Genomic DNA, 16,364 nt, shown 5'->3' with positions numbered 1-16,364 from the left:
AGGTGGGGTTATTCTGCAATACCTATTTTCATGTTGCCTAAGTAATCTTTCTTACCAAGTGGTACACCCTGCATTCGTAACATGTCATAAATGGTCGTGGTATGAAAATACACATTGGGGGCAGCGAAAGACATAATGAAGTTTTCGCTAGTAAAAGGCACGGTATTACCACCTGCTTTAAAATATAAAGGTTTACCAAAACAGCCGTTAACCTCTTCGGCGCTAAAGGTATTTAAGGTTGCTAGAGCGGATTTGAAATGGGCGATTAGGCCTTGATAATCCAAGCCGTCTAAGGACACCTGCGGTGGTGTGAACTCACCGTCTAGCATGGCTTGTACGCCACCTGCGGCATTGTGCGCGGCAATATTAACCTGTGCACTGAACGGCAACATGTCATCGGCTAAGCGCAGGTTAACGATAGCATTCAGATCAATATTTTGAGCAGTGAGAAACGCCTCACCTTTTGTCATCACGTCAATGCAGGCTTCTAGGTTACGGGAAAAATTAATAACGGTTATTTCGTACAAACTCAGCATTCAATGTGCCTTTTTAAAAGAGTTAAGATTCATGCTGAATATTGCCCCAGAAATAGGGCTGTGTCTAAGCTTTAATTGATTTCAATATGATTATGCCGCTTTACCAATAAAGCCTTTGATTTCTTTTTTCAAATCATCAAATTTTTGCTGGTAGTGGGTTTTCATTGGCATGCCACCAAGCAGGGCATTTAAACGCCGACATTCGTTGAGTAAACCGGGTTCCCGTGTGGTGTTTTTACTAATGAGCTTAAGAATACACTGCAGTAGATTCAATGCTACGCCGGTATTTACCGGCGCAAAATGAAGGGCTTGGCCGAAAGATAAGTAGGCGGCATCGAAATCACCGGCTTGATAGTGTTCAATTCCTTCTTTGTTGTGAAGCATATATTGACGCTGGTTCTCGCTGGCATTCAATTTGTCGGTCTGGATCAACGTATTTTCAATGGCATAGTGATTGTCATTAACTAGACGCAGCAGGGTATCGGCCTCATCATATTCTCCGAGGTCGAAAAATACTTTAATACTGTCGGGGGCATAAAAAACCGGGTAAGCATCGTATTTTTGTTCAATGGCGTCTTGGCTGCTAACAATAGAGCGTTTGGCGTCGGCTAATTTACCGTCAAGGGAATAAACTCTGGCATTGATGATCTGTTCGTAAATCAGAAAGTCAAAGTTGTCATTGTTACGACACAGGTACTCATCAAACTTTCCTCGTTGCATGGCCAGCAAGGCTTCTTGTTGATAGCGGTTTTTAGTTCGTTTATCTTCGGCATGTTCCGCCACATCAAGAATACTGCGTATATACTCACACCAAATATTGGCGTGTTGCTGTAGGGTTTTACGTGACAGTTGCCAAATGGCTTGAGCGCTTTCACTTGCCAGCACGAAGTCTTTATATTTACGTGCAATTTTGCAGGCAGTAACGTGCCGGTGCACACAGTAAGGGGAGATTTTTATCGCCTGACGAATGGTTTTTAATGCCGGTTCCCCTTCATTGGCGAGGTGTTGGCATTCCGCTAAAATGTCATGGGCTTCAGCACTAAATCGATTTTTTACCAGTACCGATTCAGCCATGGCCTTGGCTTCATCTAGTTTTACCATCTTCAGCAGGTTTTTTGCTTGATAAATACGGATCCATAGAACGTGGCGATCTTTATCAAACTGAGCAAGTAATTCGTTTACCTTAGCGTATTGTTTATTCTTCCAGTAAATCTCAATGAGTATTTGCGCTAAGGTTCCCCGATAATGGGTATTGGCGGTAAATAAGGCCTCGGCTTGCTGCTGCGCCCGTTGCTCGTTTTCATCATGGAGAGCTTGAAACACAGGCAAGAGTTGCTGGCGCTTGTTCCATGCTCGGTTAAGGCGGGCTTTGATTTGTGCTTGAGAAAAAGGCTTTATTAAGTAGTCATCTGGTGAACGGTCGATGGAGCCTAAAACGATGGGCCGGGTACTGTCAGCGCTGATCAGCATGAAAATAGAAGTGGCCTTAAGAAGCTTCTTACCTCGTAATTCTTCTATAAATTCAAAACCGTTTTTCTTGTCACTGCCTAAATGCAAATCGGAAATGATAATATCGAATTTACGCTTTCTACACAGCGACAAGGCTTGCTCTGCTGAAGGTTTAGTCACCACTTCGGTGGCGCCCATATCGTGGAGTAAGCCTCGCAAAACGAGCAGGAAAGGGCGCTGATCTTCAACAATCAGTACTCTTTTGTCTGCATAGTCCATACTTGAGGTATCCCCATCGTTCTACTTTAGATTAATGATCGGTGCTAGACGGTAAAAATACAAGTATTCAATATAGTACGTATTGGGCTTTAGTTATTCGATACGTTGCCGATAGCGTTATTATGACTGATGATCTCTTAAATCCAAGTACGGCCGCACCGGCCAGCCCCAAGTTAACTGATTTTGAATGGTCGGGTCGGTTATCCCAGGCTACGCCTAGCCGAGCGTTGTTTTCCTTGTATCTTGCCATGCATTGTCAGCCGGGCAATACCGCTATTCGTATTGAAGATCCTAGTCACTCCGCTTCTGTGGATGATGACTTTTTAGCACGGCTAAATCATTACCCTAAGGCGTCTTTATCGCCCAATAAAAGCGACCTGGAGGCACTGAGAGTCAGTGCTAAGTTAGCCCAAAATGGCCAAGTGTCTGATCTTGCCCTTTGGCACACCATGCATCCGGCACCACTTAGCGCGTATAATGACCCTCATTATCTGTCCGACGACATTAAAACAAATTGTAGTTACGCCACACAGCAAAAGCTCAAGTCATCGTGTGATAACGAGGCTGTACTCAACGCTGATCCTACCCAATTAGATGACCTGATAGCCCGTGCTTCGGCGTTTATTACCGCCTAAGGGGAATTGGCAACCCTCGGCAAATCTGGTATATTGCGCGCCGCATTTTGCACTGGTTTTACGTTCCAATCAGCAAAGGTAACAATCTATTATGTCTAATTATATCGTTTGTGCGATGTACAAATTTGTGGCGCTTGATGACTTTGAAGCCATGCGCCAACCGCTTTTAGCAACCATGGAAGCGCAGGGAATAAAAGGCACACTGTTGTTGGCCAAAGAAGGCATTAACGGCACGGTGTCAGGTTCCCGAGAAGGTATCGACAATTTACTTGCCTATCTAAATAGCGATAGCAGAATAAACCCCATCTCTACCAAAGAGTCATTACACGAAGAACAGCCCTTTTACCGCACCAAGGTAAAGCTGAAAAAAGAAATCGTGACTATGGGTGTCGAGGGAATCGACCCGCGCCACACGGTGGGAACCTATGTTAAACCCTCCGATTGGAATGCACTTATCAGCGATCCTGACGTGCTTGTTATCGACACCCGCAATGATTATGAAATTGAAATTGGCACCTTTAAACATGCCGTCGATCCACAGACCAAAACATTTAGGGAATTTCCCGAGTATGTGAAAGAGAATATGGATCCGAAGCAGCATAAAAAAGTGGCCATGTTCTGCACGGGAGGGATCCGCTGTGAGAAATCCACCGCTTATTTAAAAGAGCAAGGGTTTGACGAGGTGTATCACCTAGAAGGCGGTATCTTGCAATACCTGCAAGATGTACCTAAAGAGGAATCTTTGTGGGAAGGTGATTGCTTTGTTTTTGATAATCGGGTTGCGGTTAATCACGATTTAGAAAAAAGCCACTATGAAGCTTGCTATGCCTGTCGCTTACCCATTACCGACGAAGATAAACAATCTGATAAGTACGAGCCAGGCGTGAGTTGTCCGCATTGTTACGGCACCCATTCTGAAGATCAGATAGCTCGCTTTCGCGAACGGGAAAAGCAAGTACAATTAGCCAAAGCGCGAGCAGAAGAACACGTCGGCAGCGATGCCCGATTGGCCATGGAAAAACGGCGAAAAGAAAAAGCGGCGGCACAGCGAAAAAGGGCACTAGAAGCGAAACAAAAAGCCTCACAGTAGACACTGGGAAAGTTGAACGTTACACTGCCAACATTGTATGCAATGTTTTTAGGATTTTTAGTGAGCACGCAACTTTCAGAAGAAAAAATCGCGGAAATTAAGAAAGATTTTAGTTTTTTCGACCAAGATGGTAACGGTCAAATCGATCTTACCGAATTTATCGAATTACTCACTGTTCTTTCGCCCAAAACTAAAGCCAGTCATGTGGAAGAAGGCTTTAAACTTATCGATAGCAATAACGATGGATTTATTGATTTTGATGAGTTTCTTCAGTGGTGGCAAGAAGCTTGGTGGGAATACTAACCCGCGGTAAAACTTAAAAAAAAGGCGGATGATGCTAACATCATCCGCCTTTTTTTATTCTTCCTCGTCAATAATATCAGAGCGTCTTTTCTTCTTGATAGGTACGTTGCCGATATCTTCACCTTCCATGGTGTTGACGCGCCTTATAGTGGCGGTAGGCTTTGCGCCTGTCTGTGCGCGAGTGTGTTTTTGTGCATCGGTTTTGTTGCGCTTTTCTTTGGCTAAGGCTTTACCACGGAATTTGGCTGGAAATTCATCGTGGGAACAGCATGCAAGGGGGTAACTTACATGTTCACTAATGGCCAGATAGCTTGTCCAGTCTCGAGGACCAACTAAAGAAATGGCAACGCCTTTATCACCGGCTCGGCCTGTACGACCAATACGGTGAATGTATTCATCCGCTTGTTTGGGTAAATCAAAGTTAATTACCAAACCCACTTTTCGTAAATCCAACCCTCTGGAGGCCAAGTCTGTGGTAACCAGCACACTGTATTGACCACGACTAAAATCGTTCATGATCGCGGCTCGTGAGTGTTGGGGCAGATCCCCACGCAAGGCAATGGCTTCTTTGTGGGTTTCATTAAGTAAAGCAGCCAACCGATCGGTGTCTTGTCGAGTGGCAGTAAATACCACCGCTTGGTTGTAATCTTGCTCTGTCAGTAAGGTAGTTAGCAGGATATCTTTATGTTCAATGTTATCAGCGAAATACAGGGTCTGGGTAATATCCTGATGGGCTTCTGTGGCGTTACCGATGGCAACACGTACCGGAGATTTTAGCAATTGAGAAGTAAGATGATCCAGGGCTAGGTTGTCCAGCGTGGCGGAGAACAACATAGTTTGGCGTTTTCGATGATCAGCATACTGATTAATAAGGTTTAACTGTTCAGCAAAACCCAAATCCATCATTCTGTCGGCTTCATCAAAAATAAGCACTTCTAGACCGTTAATAAAAAATGACTTACCTTCTAAATGATCTGCCACACGGCCTGCGGTGCCCACGATAATGTGAGGGCTACGTCTTAACACCTTCGTTTGGTCATTGAAGTTTTCGCCGCCGACAATGAGAGCACATTGAATGCCCACGGGAGTCGCTAAACTGCGAAGTTCACTGAATACCTGCTTTGCTAATTCCCGAGTGGGAGCCAAAATTAGGGCCCGGGGATCTTGTTTACTCAATGCCCTTGTTGTCATTAATCGATGCACAAGGGGAATAAGAAACGCCAGCGTTTTACCCGAACCGGTCTTTGAAGACGCCATAATATCCTTACCCTGCAACGCGGGCAGGATAGTACGCTGCTGAATGTCCGTGAGTGTTTCTAACCCTTTATCGGTCAGCCGTTGGATAATTTTGTGGTGTACGGGTAGATCTGCAATTTGCAAAGGTGTGCCTCATGAATAACGTTGGTTGTATTATCCATGATTGTTTTATGAAGTGAAAGAAAAGGGGCCTAAATTAGGCCCCTTATTTTTGTCTAGATTCACATTTTCCGTTAAAAACGCATTTCCGGTACATTGTCAGGCACCACTAGCTTGCCGGCTGTTTTTTGTTGAATTTCTTCCACAGACACGCCCGGAGCACGCTCCTGTAGATGGAAAGCGCCATCGGCCACTTCCAGCACCGCTAAATCAGTAATGATACGGGTAATACAATTCACCCCGGTTAGTGGAAGCGTGCAGGACTGAAGCAGTTTGGAATTACCACGTTTGTCTGCGTGGGTCATAGTGACAATGATATTTTTCGCACCCGCCACCAGATCCATGGCCCCGCCCATGCCTTTAATTAATTTACCGGGTATCATCCAACTGGCAATGTTACCTTCTACATCCACTTCAAAGGCGCCCAGTACGGTGAAATCCACATGCCCGCCTCGGATCATGGCAAAGCTTTCTGCTGAACTGAAGATGGATGCGCCGGTGATAGCCGTTACGGTTTCTTTACCTGCGTTAATCATATCCGCATCCATTTCCTCTTCGGTAGGATACCGGCCCATTCCCAATAAGCCATTTTCTGATTGCAACATAACCTCAATGCCATCAGGCACGTAATTAGCGGCAAGGGTAGGGATACCAATGCCTAAATTAACATAATTGCCGTCTTGGAATTCTTGGGCCACGCGCATTGCAATTTGGTCTCTTGTTAAAGCCATGATTACGCCTCCTGTTTCGCGGTAACTTTTCGTTCAATGCGCTTTTCAAAAGTGCCTTTGATAACGCGATCCACATAAATCCCTGGCGTGTGGATCTGCTCCGGAGGCAATTCACCGGGCTCCACAATCTCTTCTACTTCAACAATGGTAATTTTACCCGCCGTTGCCACCATAGGATTGAAGTTTTGTGCAGTATGACGATAGATGCAATTGCCGTAACGGTCTGCTTTCCACGCTTTAACAATGGCAAAATCGCCGGTGATAGATTCTTCAAGAATGTAAGGACGGCCGTCAAAGGTTTTAACTTCTTTACCTTCGCCTACGGGGGTGCCGTAACCGGTTGCGGTATAGAACGCAGGAATACCGGCGCCGCCAGCCCGCAGTTTTTCTGCAAGGGTTCCTTGGGGGGTCAATTCGACTTCCAGCTCGCCATCTAAGAGTTGTTTTTCAAACAGCGCATTTTCACCCACATAAGATGAAACCATTTTTTTAATTTGTCGATCTTCGAGCAAAATGCCCAAGCCAAATCCGTCGACCCCACAGTTATTAGACACCACAGTCAGGCCACTAACGCCCAGTGATTTTATTTGCGCTATCAAGCCTTCTGGAATACCACATAGGCCAAACCCGCCAGCCACAATGGTCATATCATTAGATAAGCCTTCTAATGCTGCTTCATAACTGGTAACGACTTTATCGAAACCTGACATATGAATCTCCTGTTCATGTTTTATAGGTCAGAAAAGAGTATCAGCGAAGGCTAAAATTTTGTAAAATTAATTTTATATCAATATTAATAAAATAATTTAATACTATGGCGGTATCATATCGAAACATGCAGGCTTTTATCTGCGTTGCAGAATCAGCCACCTTTGCAGAAGCAGCAGAAAAGCTGCATTTAACACAACCTGCGTTATCCAGTTCCATCAAGAAAATGGAAGAACAACTTGGCGGCAAACTGTTCAGCCGCAGCACGCGTCGGGTGTCTCTCACGCCAGAAGGACAAACCCTCCTACCCAAGGCAAAGCGCTTGATGAATGAGTGGGATGAAGCCTGTCATGATATGCAAAATTTATTTGCCATGAAACAGGGGAAGTTAACCGTATCTGCCATGCCGTCTTTTGCAGAAAGCCGTTTGCCAGGCTTGTTAAACACCTACCATAGTCAATTTCCTAATATTCGTATTCGGGTGCTCGATGTGGTGATGGAAGCCACCATCGAAAATGTGATAAGTGGTAATGCCGAGCTAGGGTTTACCTTTGAACCTGAAATAAAAGACGGGCTAAATTATACCCCTTTATTTCAAGACGATTTTGTGGCGGTGGTGCACCCAGGCCATGCTCTAGAAGATGTGCCCAGTGTGCCTTGGACCGCGTTGTTAGCTTATCCGTTTATTGCCATGAATAGAGGTTCTGCGGTTCGGCGTTGGACGGAAGCGGCGGCACAAGGCAGGGGGAAGTTAAATATCATCGCAGAAACCGGTCAGCTAGGTTCAGTGGGGCAATTTATATCGCAAAAGATGGGGATTTCTGTGGTTCCCTCGTTGTGTACCCGGCAAATGACAATGAAGGGACTGATCTGCAAACCTATTCAGAATAATCCTTTATCTAAATCTGTGGGGATAATACGGAGTCAACGAGGCGGACTTTCTGTGGCCGCAGAGGAGTTCTGGGCGTTGTGTATAAAATGCAGTAAAGGGTGAGGGACGTTAGATGGCATAAGCCAGCGGGTGTTGCGCCCGCTGGAAACGTCTAAGGAGTAACGCCAAAGGTGGGCGGTTACCATTTTTTCTTTGGCGCAAACAATTCGTCGAGCTCGTCTCGCTCTTCTTCTTGTTTTCTTGCGCGGTCTTCCGCATTAGATTGCTTTAGATCGTCTTGAATGGTTTTTAGCCATTCTTTTAGCGTTTTAGAGCGGCTTACAATATATTCGTCAGGCTGCGTCTGATTATCCAGGGCAGTAATGGCTTTTTCAAAATACTGGCGGGCTGAGCCTAGCATGTCTGATTGCATGGCACTGCGTCCACGTTTCACCAAGGTTTCCACATTGACTTTGAGCTGCAGTCGTTCAAGCAACTTATCTTCTTCAGCAAAAACTTTACTGCTGATTTTTCCCTTAGAATGCTCAGAGCGAAGCAGGACTCGTAGTTTTTTCACCGCCTGAATGTATTGAATAATGAGTTTGTCATTATCGGGTAAAGAAAAATCATTCAGAGAGGCTGGACCTGCGCTTTCCGCACTGAGGATATTTTTTTCAGCGTCTATGATCCGTTGCTTTATCGTTGCATTGCCAGCGCCTAATTCATTCAACCCTTTTAAAGCGGCTAATACTCGGCTTTGAAGGATCCCCATTAACCGTTCAGAGATGGGCATATTTACACTGGCCATGATGACTTTTTCTGTATCATCAATAATGGTTCTGTGCTTAGAGATTTCTATACGCCGATCGGCTTCTTGTTTAGCGCGATGTTGTTGCCAAGCGTTGATAATAATGGCAGCAACAATGAGCACCACAATCAATATTATTATTATGGTAAACATGTTTGGGATTCCAATTAAGTGACTTCGTTGCCTTTATCGACTAATGCGAGAAAATTTTAAGGCAATCTTACTTCAAAAACACTGCCGCCTAGCGTACCACCATTGGTTAACGAAATCTCGCCGATTCGCAGGCCTTTACTGTGAGCATTGGCAATTAAGCGGGCAAAATATAACCCCAAACCTGTCCGTCCCTGGCTAACATGAAAATCGCTCAGTTCCTCTGTACTTCGTGCCAGCATTGCAGGGGGGTAACCTGGGCCATCATCTTCTACTCGTAAGATTAGAAAATCATCAACCACCTCAGCACTTACGTGAAGGCGAGAGGTGCCATAGCGCATGGCGTTAATGACCACATCGTTAACCAGCAAAAAGATTAATTCTCGGTCTAAATACCAGCTTATTACGCCGTCTATGCAAGAGGTCACTTTAAGTTGCTTTTGTTCACTGTAAATACGTACCGAAGAAAGTACATCTTCGAACAGATCATCAACAAAACACTCATCAACGGTAATAGGCAATTTATCGAGTTCCGCTCGATAAAGAGAAAGGATCTGCACCAGGTTGGTATTGAGACGACTGGCCTCGTAATGCACATTCGCTACTTGTTCAATTGCCGTACCGTTATCTGGCGGTATTTGCTCGGTTAATGACTCGATAGATTGGATAAGTAGGCAGAGCGAATTTTTCATATCGTGTACAGCAGCAGCAAGTACTGAAGAAAAGTCGATAGTGTGAGAAGGAATATTATCAGCCATGAAATTTCTGCTCTCTAAAATTCAGTTTAATTTGGGTTGCCATCATTATGTTAGGTAAAACAACCGGTAAAACTCCAACAAACTCCGGTGTTTTTGTGTTTTAATCTGTCACTATAACAAAATCGACTATAGCAATAATTGCTGGTTTTAGTTATAACGTTAGTCAGTTAATAAAAAAGTTCCAGCCGGTGAGGGACAGAAGAATGAAACTACAGCAACTTCGCTATATAGTAGAAGTTCAAAACAACAACTTGAATGTATCCGCAACTGCAGAAAGTCTTTTCACCTCACAACCTGGGATAAGCAAGCAAGTTCGCATGCTTGAAGACGAACTTGGCGTGCAGATATTCGGTCGTAGTGGTAAGCACCTGACTCATGTCACCGATGCGGGTACAGACGTGATCAATATTGCCCGTCAGATACTTGCAAAAGTTGAGAGTATTAAATCTGTCGCCCGTGAACATACGCTGCCGGATCAAGGTAAGCTTAATATTGCCACCACTCACACGCAAGCCCGATATGCATTACCTGACGTTATTCAGGGGTTTATGAATAAATACCCTAAAGTATCGCTGCATATGCATCAAGGTACGCCATCGCAAATTTCTGATTTAGCCGCAAAGGGCGAGGCTGACTTCGCCATCGCCACAGAGGCTTTGCATCTGTATAACGATTTGGTTATGTTGCCATGTTACCACTGGAATCGCAGTGTTATTGTTAACAAAGATCATCCGTTGTCGAAAAAAGGTTCCATCGATATCGCGGATATTGCCCAATATCCATTGGTGACCTATGTATTTGGCTTTACCGGGCGCTCAGAGTTAGATCAGGCATTTGAACGGGCGGGATTAACACCGAAAATTGTGTTCACAGCCACGGACGCTGACGTGATAAAGACGTACGTGAGACTTGGGGTGGGTATTGGCGTGATTGCCTCGATGGCGGTCAGTGATGAACTCGACGATGATCTTGTCAAAATTGATGCATCTCATTTATTCGATTACAGCACCACCAAAATTGGTTTTAGAAAAGGCTCGTTCTTAAGAACTTATATGTTTGATTTTATAGAACGCTTCGCCCCACACCTAACCAAAGATAAGGTTGAAAAAGCCATGATGCTGAAAAATAACGATGAGGTGGAAAAGATGTTTCGTGGGATCACCTTACCGGTCAAGTAACCCCACTTACGGGTATTAGCATTCGATTATATTCACTGCCAGACCACCTCTGGCGGTTTCTTTATATTTGGTTTTCATGTCGTTACCGGTATCACGCATGGTTTTAATTACCTTATCAAGGGAAACTTTGTGCTCACCAGACCCACGTAATGCTAAGCGACTGGCATTAATCGCCTTGATGGCGCCCATGGCATTACGTTCGATACAGGGTACCTGAACTAACCCTCCCACAGGATCGCAGGTTAGACCAAGGTTATGTTCCATACCAATTTCCGCTGCGTTCTCGACCGTAGAAACGGTTCCGCCCATAATTTCTGCTAATGCGCCAGCAGCCATGGAACAAGCCACACCCACTTCGCCCTGGCAACCTACTTCAGCGCCAGATATTGAGGCATTTTCTTTATATAATATCCCTATGGCACCGGCAGTAAGGAGAAACCGCGCCGCCGTTTCTTCATCCATGGGACGAATAAACTTATCAAAATACGCCATCACCGCAGGAATAATACCCGCAGCACCATTTGTGGGTGCAGTGACCACCCGGCCACCGGCAGCATTTTCTTCATTGACCGCTAACGCGAATAAGTTTACCCAATCCATGGTTTGCATCGGATCGGCAGAGCGTTCCGATTGCAAACGACGATACAAGCCTGGAGCACGACGCACCACTTTTAAACCGCCGGGCAAGATCCCTTCATTTTCAATCCCGCGTTCGATACAGGCTTTCATCGTTAACCATATATCAAATAGTTTTTGTTTCACTTCAGCCACTGAGTGGCGGACGCTCTCGTTTTTTAACATTAACGAACTAATGCGCAAGCCGTTAATATCGCATTGTCGGCAAAGTTCTTCTGCGGTTTTGTAAGGGAAGGGCACAGATACCTGATTGGTCATAGCCAGTGTTTTGGCGGCATCAAAATCTTCGTCTTTGATAATGAAACCACCACCAATACTGTAATAGGTTTGCGAACAGACCAACTGTTCGTCGTGGTTATAGCCGTAAAAAGTAAGGGCGTTAGCATGTTTAGGGAGTGTTTTTCGCCGATGAAATACAATGGCGTTCTTATTGGGAAATTTGATTTGTTGTTCGCCATGTAAATCAAGACGCTGACTTACTTGTACCTGGTCTAGGTACTGTTCAATTTTATCTATATCAACGGTTTCTGGATGCTTACCTAACAACCCTAGGATCACCGCTTTACCTGTGCCGTGACCTTTGCCAGTTTGACCTAACGAGCCGAATAGTTCCACCCTAACAGCGGCGATATCTTTAAGCTGATCGGTGTTCGCTAAGGCAGCGGCGAACTCGGCTCCCGCGCGCATTGGGCCGACGGTGTGTGAGCTTGAAGGACCTATCCCAACGCTAAACATATCGAAAACACTGATCATTTAATTCTGTACTCTTATTATTGTGTGAATTGCAAATGTAAACCGGCGTCACATCCTTATTGTGAAGCGCTGATCTTAACGTAGCATCGCACAGCGAGATGTAAAGCCTCGCCCGCATAGCTAGGGAAAAATAAGGGATGATCTTGCATAGGATTGGCTGTAACTACAATATAGAAATGCTAATAGCAGGATAAACAATGCTAATGAAATCGATTCAAAAACTACCGGATGGTTATCCAGAGGCCTAGGGTGTGCTTTAAAACATGAAAAGTGGTTTACAGAACACCCACTGGCGAATGCAAATGGTGGGATAAGTTACGAATAATGGCAGCGGTTGCTCCCCAAATCATTTTATCTTGCCAGGGCATAAAATAAATGGGGAAGGGCGTCTGGGTATTCGTGGAGTGGTGAATCAGGTGGTTTCGTCTATCTATTAAAAATGATAGTGGCACTTCAAAGGCACTGTCGACTTCGTTTTTGTCTAAGGTAAGGGCTACGCCGGCTCGAACTACGCCTACGATAGGCGTCATCGAATAACCGCTGATGGTTCGATAAGGAGGCAGTGCGCCGATAACCTCAATATTTTCGCTGGGTATGCCTACTTCTTCTTGGGTTTCCCGCAACGCGGTTTCCACTAAAGAACGGTCGGTGTGTTCTTCTCCGCCGCCAGGAAAGCTGATCTCTCCGGGGTGATGACGCAAATGTTTTGCCCGTTGTGTGAATAAAACTTGTAGTCCATTAGGGTAGTCCACCAAGGGAACCAACACCGCAGCATTACGGGTAGGGGTTGTTACTGAAAAATCCGCCTCGGGACGTACGGAACGAAGATGATGAAAGCGCTGAAGGAACTCGCTTTTTGTCATGATAACCTCTCAAGAACGGGCAGAATTCTTGCCACTTTATCTAATGTCTCTTGGTATTCTTCCTGGGGCACCGAGTCAAGAACAATACCGCCGCCCGCCCAGCAGTGTAGGGTGCCATTTTCAGCAAGTAATGTGCGGATCAAAATGCTTGAATCCATATCTTGACGATAACCGCAGTAAAACAAACTACCACAGTATACGTTACGTCTATGGGGTTCGAGTTCCTCTATAATTTCCATTGCCCTTATTTTAGGCGCGCCTGTAATAGAGCCACCGGGAAAAGCCCCTGCTAATAGGTCAAAAGGGCTTGCATCCGGTTTAAGCTGACCGACCACCGTACTTACCATATGGTGCACCGCCGCATAGCTTTCAAGGGCGAATAAAGCCGGCACTTGTACGCTGTGAGGTAGGCAATGTTTACTCAGGTCATTTCTTAATAGATCAACAATCATTAAATTTTCAGCGCGATCTTTTTCAGCTTGAAGCAACGATTCGGCCGCTAAGCGATCGGTTTCTATGTCGTCACTTCGCGGGCGTGTTCCTTTAATCGGCCGTGTTTCTACTTGTTTATTACGAACGGCAATAAAGCGCTCCGGTGAAATACTCATTACACAAGCTGTAGGTAATCGCATAAAGGCGGAAAAGGGCGCTTCATTTGCCTCACTTAGGGCTTGAAACCCTTGCCATTCATCACCGTTATATTGGGCACTAAAACGTTGGGCCATGTTAACTTGATAACAGTCGCCGGCGCGTAAATAGTGATGAACAGCGTCTAATGCCTGGAGATAATCCTGTTTCGATAAATTGGATTGCCAAGGTGAGGTTAAAGCAAAGGGAGCAGCTGAAGGCAAAGGTGCGTCTACTAACCAAGAAATGTTTGGCCGATGGGATAATCGGCAACTATAAATGCTTCCCGTTTTCGTATCTTGAATCAGTGATTGTTCATAAAGCCCGACCGCAAAATCAGGGCAGGCGTATTGGTGCGCGGCTTGGGATGGCAGTTGTTCATAAAATCGACCGCTGTCATAGCCTGCAAGGCCAGCGGTGCCTATAAGAAAAGGTAGTGCAGCGATAGTGTCAGCGGCTACCTGCGACTCAATGTCAATGCTATCTAGGGCCGGATGTTGCAGGTGCTTTACGGCCTCAAAAGGTGTCATGTCCAGACGGCTTTTGCTACCACTGCTGTGTTCAATTAACGCGGTCTCACCCGCTTTACATTCCACACTGAAAACTGGATCGAAAACCATGATTTTAAAGCGACCTAATTCGCCATATTCACCGGCAGAATCAAACAGCAGAGCGTATGGTTGATGGGCAACACGGGCAAAAATTGCCGAAAAAGGTAAATCGGTTTTAACCGTTTCGATAAGAAGTGTTGTCGATTGCGGTGAATACATACGAAAATGGTTACCTGCGTACAGCAAAAGCCTTTATAATCAATATTACAAGTGACACCAAAGTCGCACGTGTAAAGCGTGGTGCACCATATGAAGATGCGCTAGTATACGCTTTTTCCATTCCTTAACACCACAAAGGCTATAAGAAAAGAGGACGCCATGACCGTTATTTGTCAACAAGACTTCATCGATAGTATAGAAGATGCGCTACAGTTCATTTCTTACTATCATCCCTTGGATTACGTAAAAGCGGTGGAAAAAGCCTATTTACGGGAGCAAAGCCAGGCTGCAAAAGATGCCATGGCGCAAATTCTGATTAATTCTCGTATGTCTGCTGAAGGCAAACGTCCACTGTGCCAGGATACCGGCATCGTAACCTGTTTCGTTAAAATCGGTATGGCCGTTAGCTGGGATAAAACCGACATGACGGTCCAGCAGATGGTAGATGAAGGCACCCGGCGCGCATACACCAACCCCGATAACCCTTTGCGTGCCTCCATTGTGGCCGATCCAGCTGGTGCCCGTAAAAATACCAAAGACAACACCCCGTCAGTGGTGCATATCGATATGGTGCCAGGGGATAAAATTGAAGTCATGATTGCAGCCAAAGGTGGCGGCTCCGAGAACAAATCCAAAATGGTCATGCTTAACCCTTCTGACGATATTGTGGAATGGGTGGTAAAAACCTTACCAACCATGGGGGCTGGTTGGTGCCCACCGGGTATGTTGGGGCTTGGAATTGGTGGTACGGCTGAGAAAGCGGCGGTACTTGCAAAAGAAAGCCTGATGGACCCAGTAGATATTCAAGAACTCATTGATCGAGGCCCTGAAACTACTGACGAAAAACTTCGTGTGGATATTTTCAATGCGGTAAATAAACTTGGTATTGGTGCCCAAGGGTTAGGCGGTTTAACCACGGTAGTGGATGTTAAAATTAAATCGGTTGCCACCCACGCAGCGTCCAAACCTGTTGCCATGATCCCTAACTGCGCGGCTACCCGTCATGCTCATTTTTATCTTGATGGCAGCGGCCCTGCAGATTTAAAAGCGCCTAAATTAGAAGAATGGCCAGAAGTGACTTGGGAAGTCAGTGAAAACACCCGCCGCGTGAACATGGATGAAGTTACAAAAGAAGACATCCAAGAATGGAAAGTGGGCGAGACCGTTTTATTATCGGGTAAAATGCTAACCGGTCGTGATGCGGCCCATAAGCGTTTACAAACAATGATAGAAAATGGTGAAGGTTTGCCTGAAGGGGTGGACTTAAACGGCAAATTTATTTACTACGTAGGCCCTGTAGATGCAGTGGGCGACGAAGTGGTTGGACCGGCTGGCCCTACTACCGCTACGCGGATGGATAAGTTCACCGACATGATGTTGGAAAAAACCGGTATTGCCGGCATGATTGGTAAAGCCGAGCGTGGACCGGCCACTGTGGATTCTATCGCCAAACACAAATCCGTGTATTTGATGGCAGTAGGTGGCGCCGCCTACTTAGTGTCAAAAGCCATCAAAAAGGCACGTGTCGTGGCGTTTGAAGATCTTGGTATGGAAGCCATTTACGAATTTGAAGTGGAAGATATGCCGGTTACCGTTGCTGTAGACAGTACGGGTGCGAATGCCCACAAAACTGGCCCAGCAATCTGGAAAGCCAAAATTGAAGAGTTAGATAACGCGTTATCAAAGTAACAGGATAAGTGAACAAAAGGGTACCTTTAAGGTACCCTTTTTTTATCTTTAATATTCGGCTAATGCTCGGCCAAATGGGGGGGTGGTAATGCCACTTATACATGGCTTCTATCG

16 protein-coding genes are annotated in these 16,364 nt (G+C 45.5%); 6 read left to right on the top strand and 10 right to left on the bottom strand.

Going from position 1 to position 16,364, the window contains the following annotated elements:
* Positions 1 to 8: 8 nt before the first annotated feature.
* Positions 9 to 536 (bottom strand): DUF1993 domain-containing protein, encoded by a 528-nt coding sequence (locus KO501_RS01720; protein ID WP_216027914.1) that lies wholly within the window; start codon positions 534 to 536, stop codon positions 9 to 11.
* Positions 537 to 626: 90 nt separating this feature from the next.
* Positions 627 to 2,264: a response regulator gene (locus KO501_RS01715; protein ID WP_216027913.1), complete on the bottom strand. Its 1,638-nt coding sequence runs from the start codon at positions 2,262 to 2,264 to the stop codon at positions 627 to 629.
* A gap of 122 nt (positions 2,265 to 2,386) precedes the next feature.
* Between KO501_RS01715 and KO501_RS01710 the strand changes: the two genes are divergently transcribed.
* The 3 genes from KO501_RS01710 (at position 2,387) to KO501_RS01700 (ending at position 4,292) form a co-directional block, all read left to right on the top strand.
* Entirely contained in the window at positions 2,387 to 2,899 is a 513-nt protein-coding gene (locus KO501_RS01710) for a VC2046/SO_2500 family protein (protein ID WP_216027912.1), read from the top strand.
* A gap of 91 nt (positions 2,900 to 2,990) precedes the next feature.
* A complete protein-coding gene (locus KO501_RS01705; protein WP_216027911.1) occupies positions 2,991 to 3,989 on the top strand; it encodes a rhodanese-related sulfurtransferase in 999 nt (332 codons plus the stop codon).
* 60 nt (positions 3,990 to 4,049) lie between these two features.
* Positions 4,050 to 4,292, top strand: a complete 243-nt coding sequence (locus KO501_RS01700; RefSeq protein WP_332932983.1) for an EF-hand domain-containing protein — start codon at positions 4,050 to 4,052, stop codon at positions 4,290 to 4,292.
* 54 nt (positions 4,293 to 4,346) lie between these two features.
* On the opposite strand, the gene KO501_RS01695 is transcribed toward KO501_RS01700, so the two are convergent.
* From KO501_RS01695 to KO501_RS01685, 3 genes are all read right to left on the bottom strand, one after another.
* Positions 4,347 to 5,672 carry a DEAD/DEAH box helicase gene (locus KO501_RS01695; RefSeq protein ID WP_216027909.1) on the bottom strand — a complete coding sequence of 442 codons (1,326 nt, stop codon included), beginning with the start codon at positions 5,670 to 5,672 and terminating at the stop codon, positions 4,347 to 4,349.
* 110 nt (positions 5,673 to 5,782) lie between these two features.
* Entirely contained in the window at positions 5,783 to 6,439 is a 657-nt protein-coding gene (locus KO501_RS01690; RefSeq protein ID WP_216027908.1) for a CoA transferase subunit B, read from the bottom strand.
* A 2-nt stretch (positions 6,440 to 6,441) separates the two neighbouring features.
* Entirely contained in the window at positions 6,442 to 7,149 is a 708-nt protein-coding gene (locus tag KO501_RS01685) for a CoA transferase subunit A (protein ID WP_216027907.1), read from the bottom strand.
* 104 nt (positions 7,150 to 7,253) lie between these two features.
* Between KO501_RS01685 and KO501_RS01680 the strand changes: the two genes are divergently transcribed.
* Positions 7,254 to 8,141, top strand: a complete 888-nt coding sequence (locus KO501_RS01680; protein ID WP_216027906.1) for a LysR family transcriptional regulator — start codon at positions 7,254 to 7,256, stop codon at positions 8,139 to 8,141.
* A 76-nt stretch (positions 8,142 to 8,217) separates the two neighbouring features.
* Here the strand turns inward: KO501_RS01680 and KO501_RS01675 are convergent, their stop codons facing one another.
* A complete protein-coding gene (locus tag KO501_RS01675; RefSeq protein ID WP_216027905.1) occupies positions 8,218 to 8,979 on the bottom strand; it encodes a hypothetical protein in 762 nt (253 codons plus the stop codon).
* A gap of 56 nt (positions 8,980 to 9,035) precedes the next feature.
* Positions 9,036 to 9,734 (bottom strand): HAMP domain-containing sensor histidine kinase, encoded by a 699-nt coding sequence (locus KO501_RS01670; RefSeq protein WP_216027904.1) that lies wholly within the window; start codon positions 9,732 to 9,734, stop codon positions 9,036 to 9,038.
* Between the two features lie 203 nt (positions 9,735 to 9,937).
* Between KO501_RS01670 and cysB the strand changes: the two genes are divergently transcribed.
* Positions 9,938 to 10,912, top strand: a complete 975-nt coding sequence (cysB, locus tag KO501_RS01665) for an HTH-type transcriptional regulator CysB (RefSeq protein ID WP_216027903.1) — start codon at positions 9,938 to 9,940, stop codon at positions 10,910 to 10,912.
* 15 nt (positions 10,913 to 10,927) lie between these two features.
* On the opposite strand, the gene KO501_RS01660 is transcribed toward cysB, so the two are convergent.
* The 3 genes from KO501_RS01660 to pabB form a co-directional block, all read right to left on the bottom strand.
* Complete coding sequence (locus KO501_RS01660; RefSeq protein WP_216027902.1) at positions 10,928 to 12,301, bottom strand: L-serine ammonia-lyase; 1,374 nt, start codon at positions 12,299 to 12,301, stop codon at positions 10,928 to 10,930.
* A gap of 275 nt (positions 12,302 to 12,576) precedes the next feature.
* Positions 12,577 to 13,164 (bottom strand): CoA pyrophosphatase, encoded by a 588-nt coding sequence (locus KO501_RS01655; protein WP_216027901.1) that lies wholly within the window; start codon positions 13,162 to 13,164, stop codon positions 12,577 to 12,579.
* The gene (pabB, locus tag KO501_RS01650; protein ID WP_216027900.1) at positions 13,161 to 14,561 is read right to left on the bottom strand and encodes an aminodeoxychorismate synthase component I; all 1,401 of its coding nucleotides are present in this window, start codon (positions 14,559 to 14,561) and stop codon (positions 13,161 to 13,163) included. The genes KO501_RS01655 and pabB overlap by 4 nt, the downstream gene beginning before the upstream one ends.
* A 159-nt stretch (positions 14,562 to 14,720) precedes the next feature.
* Between pabB and KO501_RS01645 the strand changes: the two genes are divergently transcribed.
* Positions 14,721 to 16,250: a fumarate hydratase gene (locus KO501_RS01645; RefSeq protein WP_216027899.1), complete on the top strand. Its 1,530-nt coding sequence runs from the start codon at positions 14,721 to 14,723 to the stop codon at positions 16,248 to 16,250.
* Positions 16,251 to 16,364: the final 114 nt, after the last annotated feature.

The organism is Alteromonas sp. C1M14, assembly GCF_018860965.1.
Classification (GTDB): Bacteria; Pseudomonadota; Gammaproteobacteria; order Enterobacterales; family Alteromonadaceae; genus Alteromonas.
The sequence above is the reverse complement of the archived record's forward strand: the minus strand, read 5'-3'. Positions and strand labels throughout refer to the sequence as shown.

Excerpts from the sequence above, each read along its gene's own strand:
- KO501_RS01705 (WP_216027911.1), top strand. The coding sequence starts at position 2,991 with ATGTCTAATTATATCGTTTGTGCGATGTACAAATTTGTGGCGCTTGAT.
- cysB (WP_216027903.1), top strand. The coding sequence starts at position 9,938 with ATGAAACTACAGCAACTTCGCTATATAGTAGAAGTTCAAAACAACAAC.
- KO501_RS01715 (WP_216027913.1), bottom strand. The coding sequence starts at position 2,264 with ATGGACTATGCAGACAAAAGAGTACTGATTGTTGAAGATCAGCGCCCT.
- KO501_RS01690 (WP_216027908.1), bottom strand. The coding sequence starts at position 6,439 with ATGGCTTTAACAAGAGACCAAATTGCAATGCGCGTGGCCCAAGAATTC.
- pabB (WP_216027900.1), bottom strand. The coding sequence starts at position 14,561 with ATGTATTCACCGCAATCGACAACACTTCTTATCGAAACGGTTAAAACC.
- KO501_RS01645 (WP_216027899.1), top strand. The coding sequence starts at position 14,721 with ATGACCGTTATTTGTCAACAAGACTTCATCGATAGTATAGAAGATGCG.
- KO501_RS01685 (WP_216027907.1), bottom strand. The coding sequence starts at position 7,149 with ATGTCAGGTTTCGATAAAGTCGTTACCAGTTATGAAGCAGCATTAGAA.
- KO501_RS01655 (WP_216027901.1), bottom strand. The coding sequence starts at position 13,164 with ATGACAAAAAGCGAGTTCCTTCAGCGCTTTCATCATCTTCGTTCCGTA.
- KO501_RS01680 (WP_216027906.1), top strand. The coding sequence starts at position 7,254 with ATGGCGGTATCATATCGAAACATGCAGGCTTTTATCTGCGTTGCAGAA.
- KO501_RS01675 (WP_216027905.1), bottom strand. The coding sequence starts at position 8,979 with ATGTTTACCATAATAATAATATTGATTGTGGTGCTCATTGTTGCTGCC.
- KO501_RS01670 (WP_216027904.1), bottom strand. The coding sequence starts at position 9,734 with ATGGCTGATAATATTCCTTCTCACACTATCGACTTTTCTTCAGTACTT.
- KO501_RS01720 (WP_216027914.1), bottom strand. The coding sequence starts at position 536 with ATGCTGAGTTTGTACGAAATAACCGTTATTAATTTTTCCCGTAACCTA.
- KO501_RS01710 (WP_216027912.1), top strand. The coding sequence starts at position 2,387 with ATGACTGATGATCTCTTAAATCCAAGTACGGCCGCACCGGCCAGCCCC.
- KO501_RS01660 (WP_216027902.1), bottom strand. The coding sequence starts at position 12,301 with ATGATCAGTGTTTTCGATATGTTTAGCGTTGGGATAGGTCCTTCAAGC.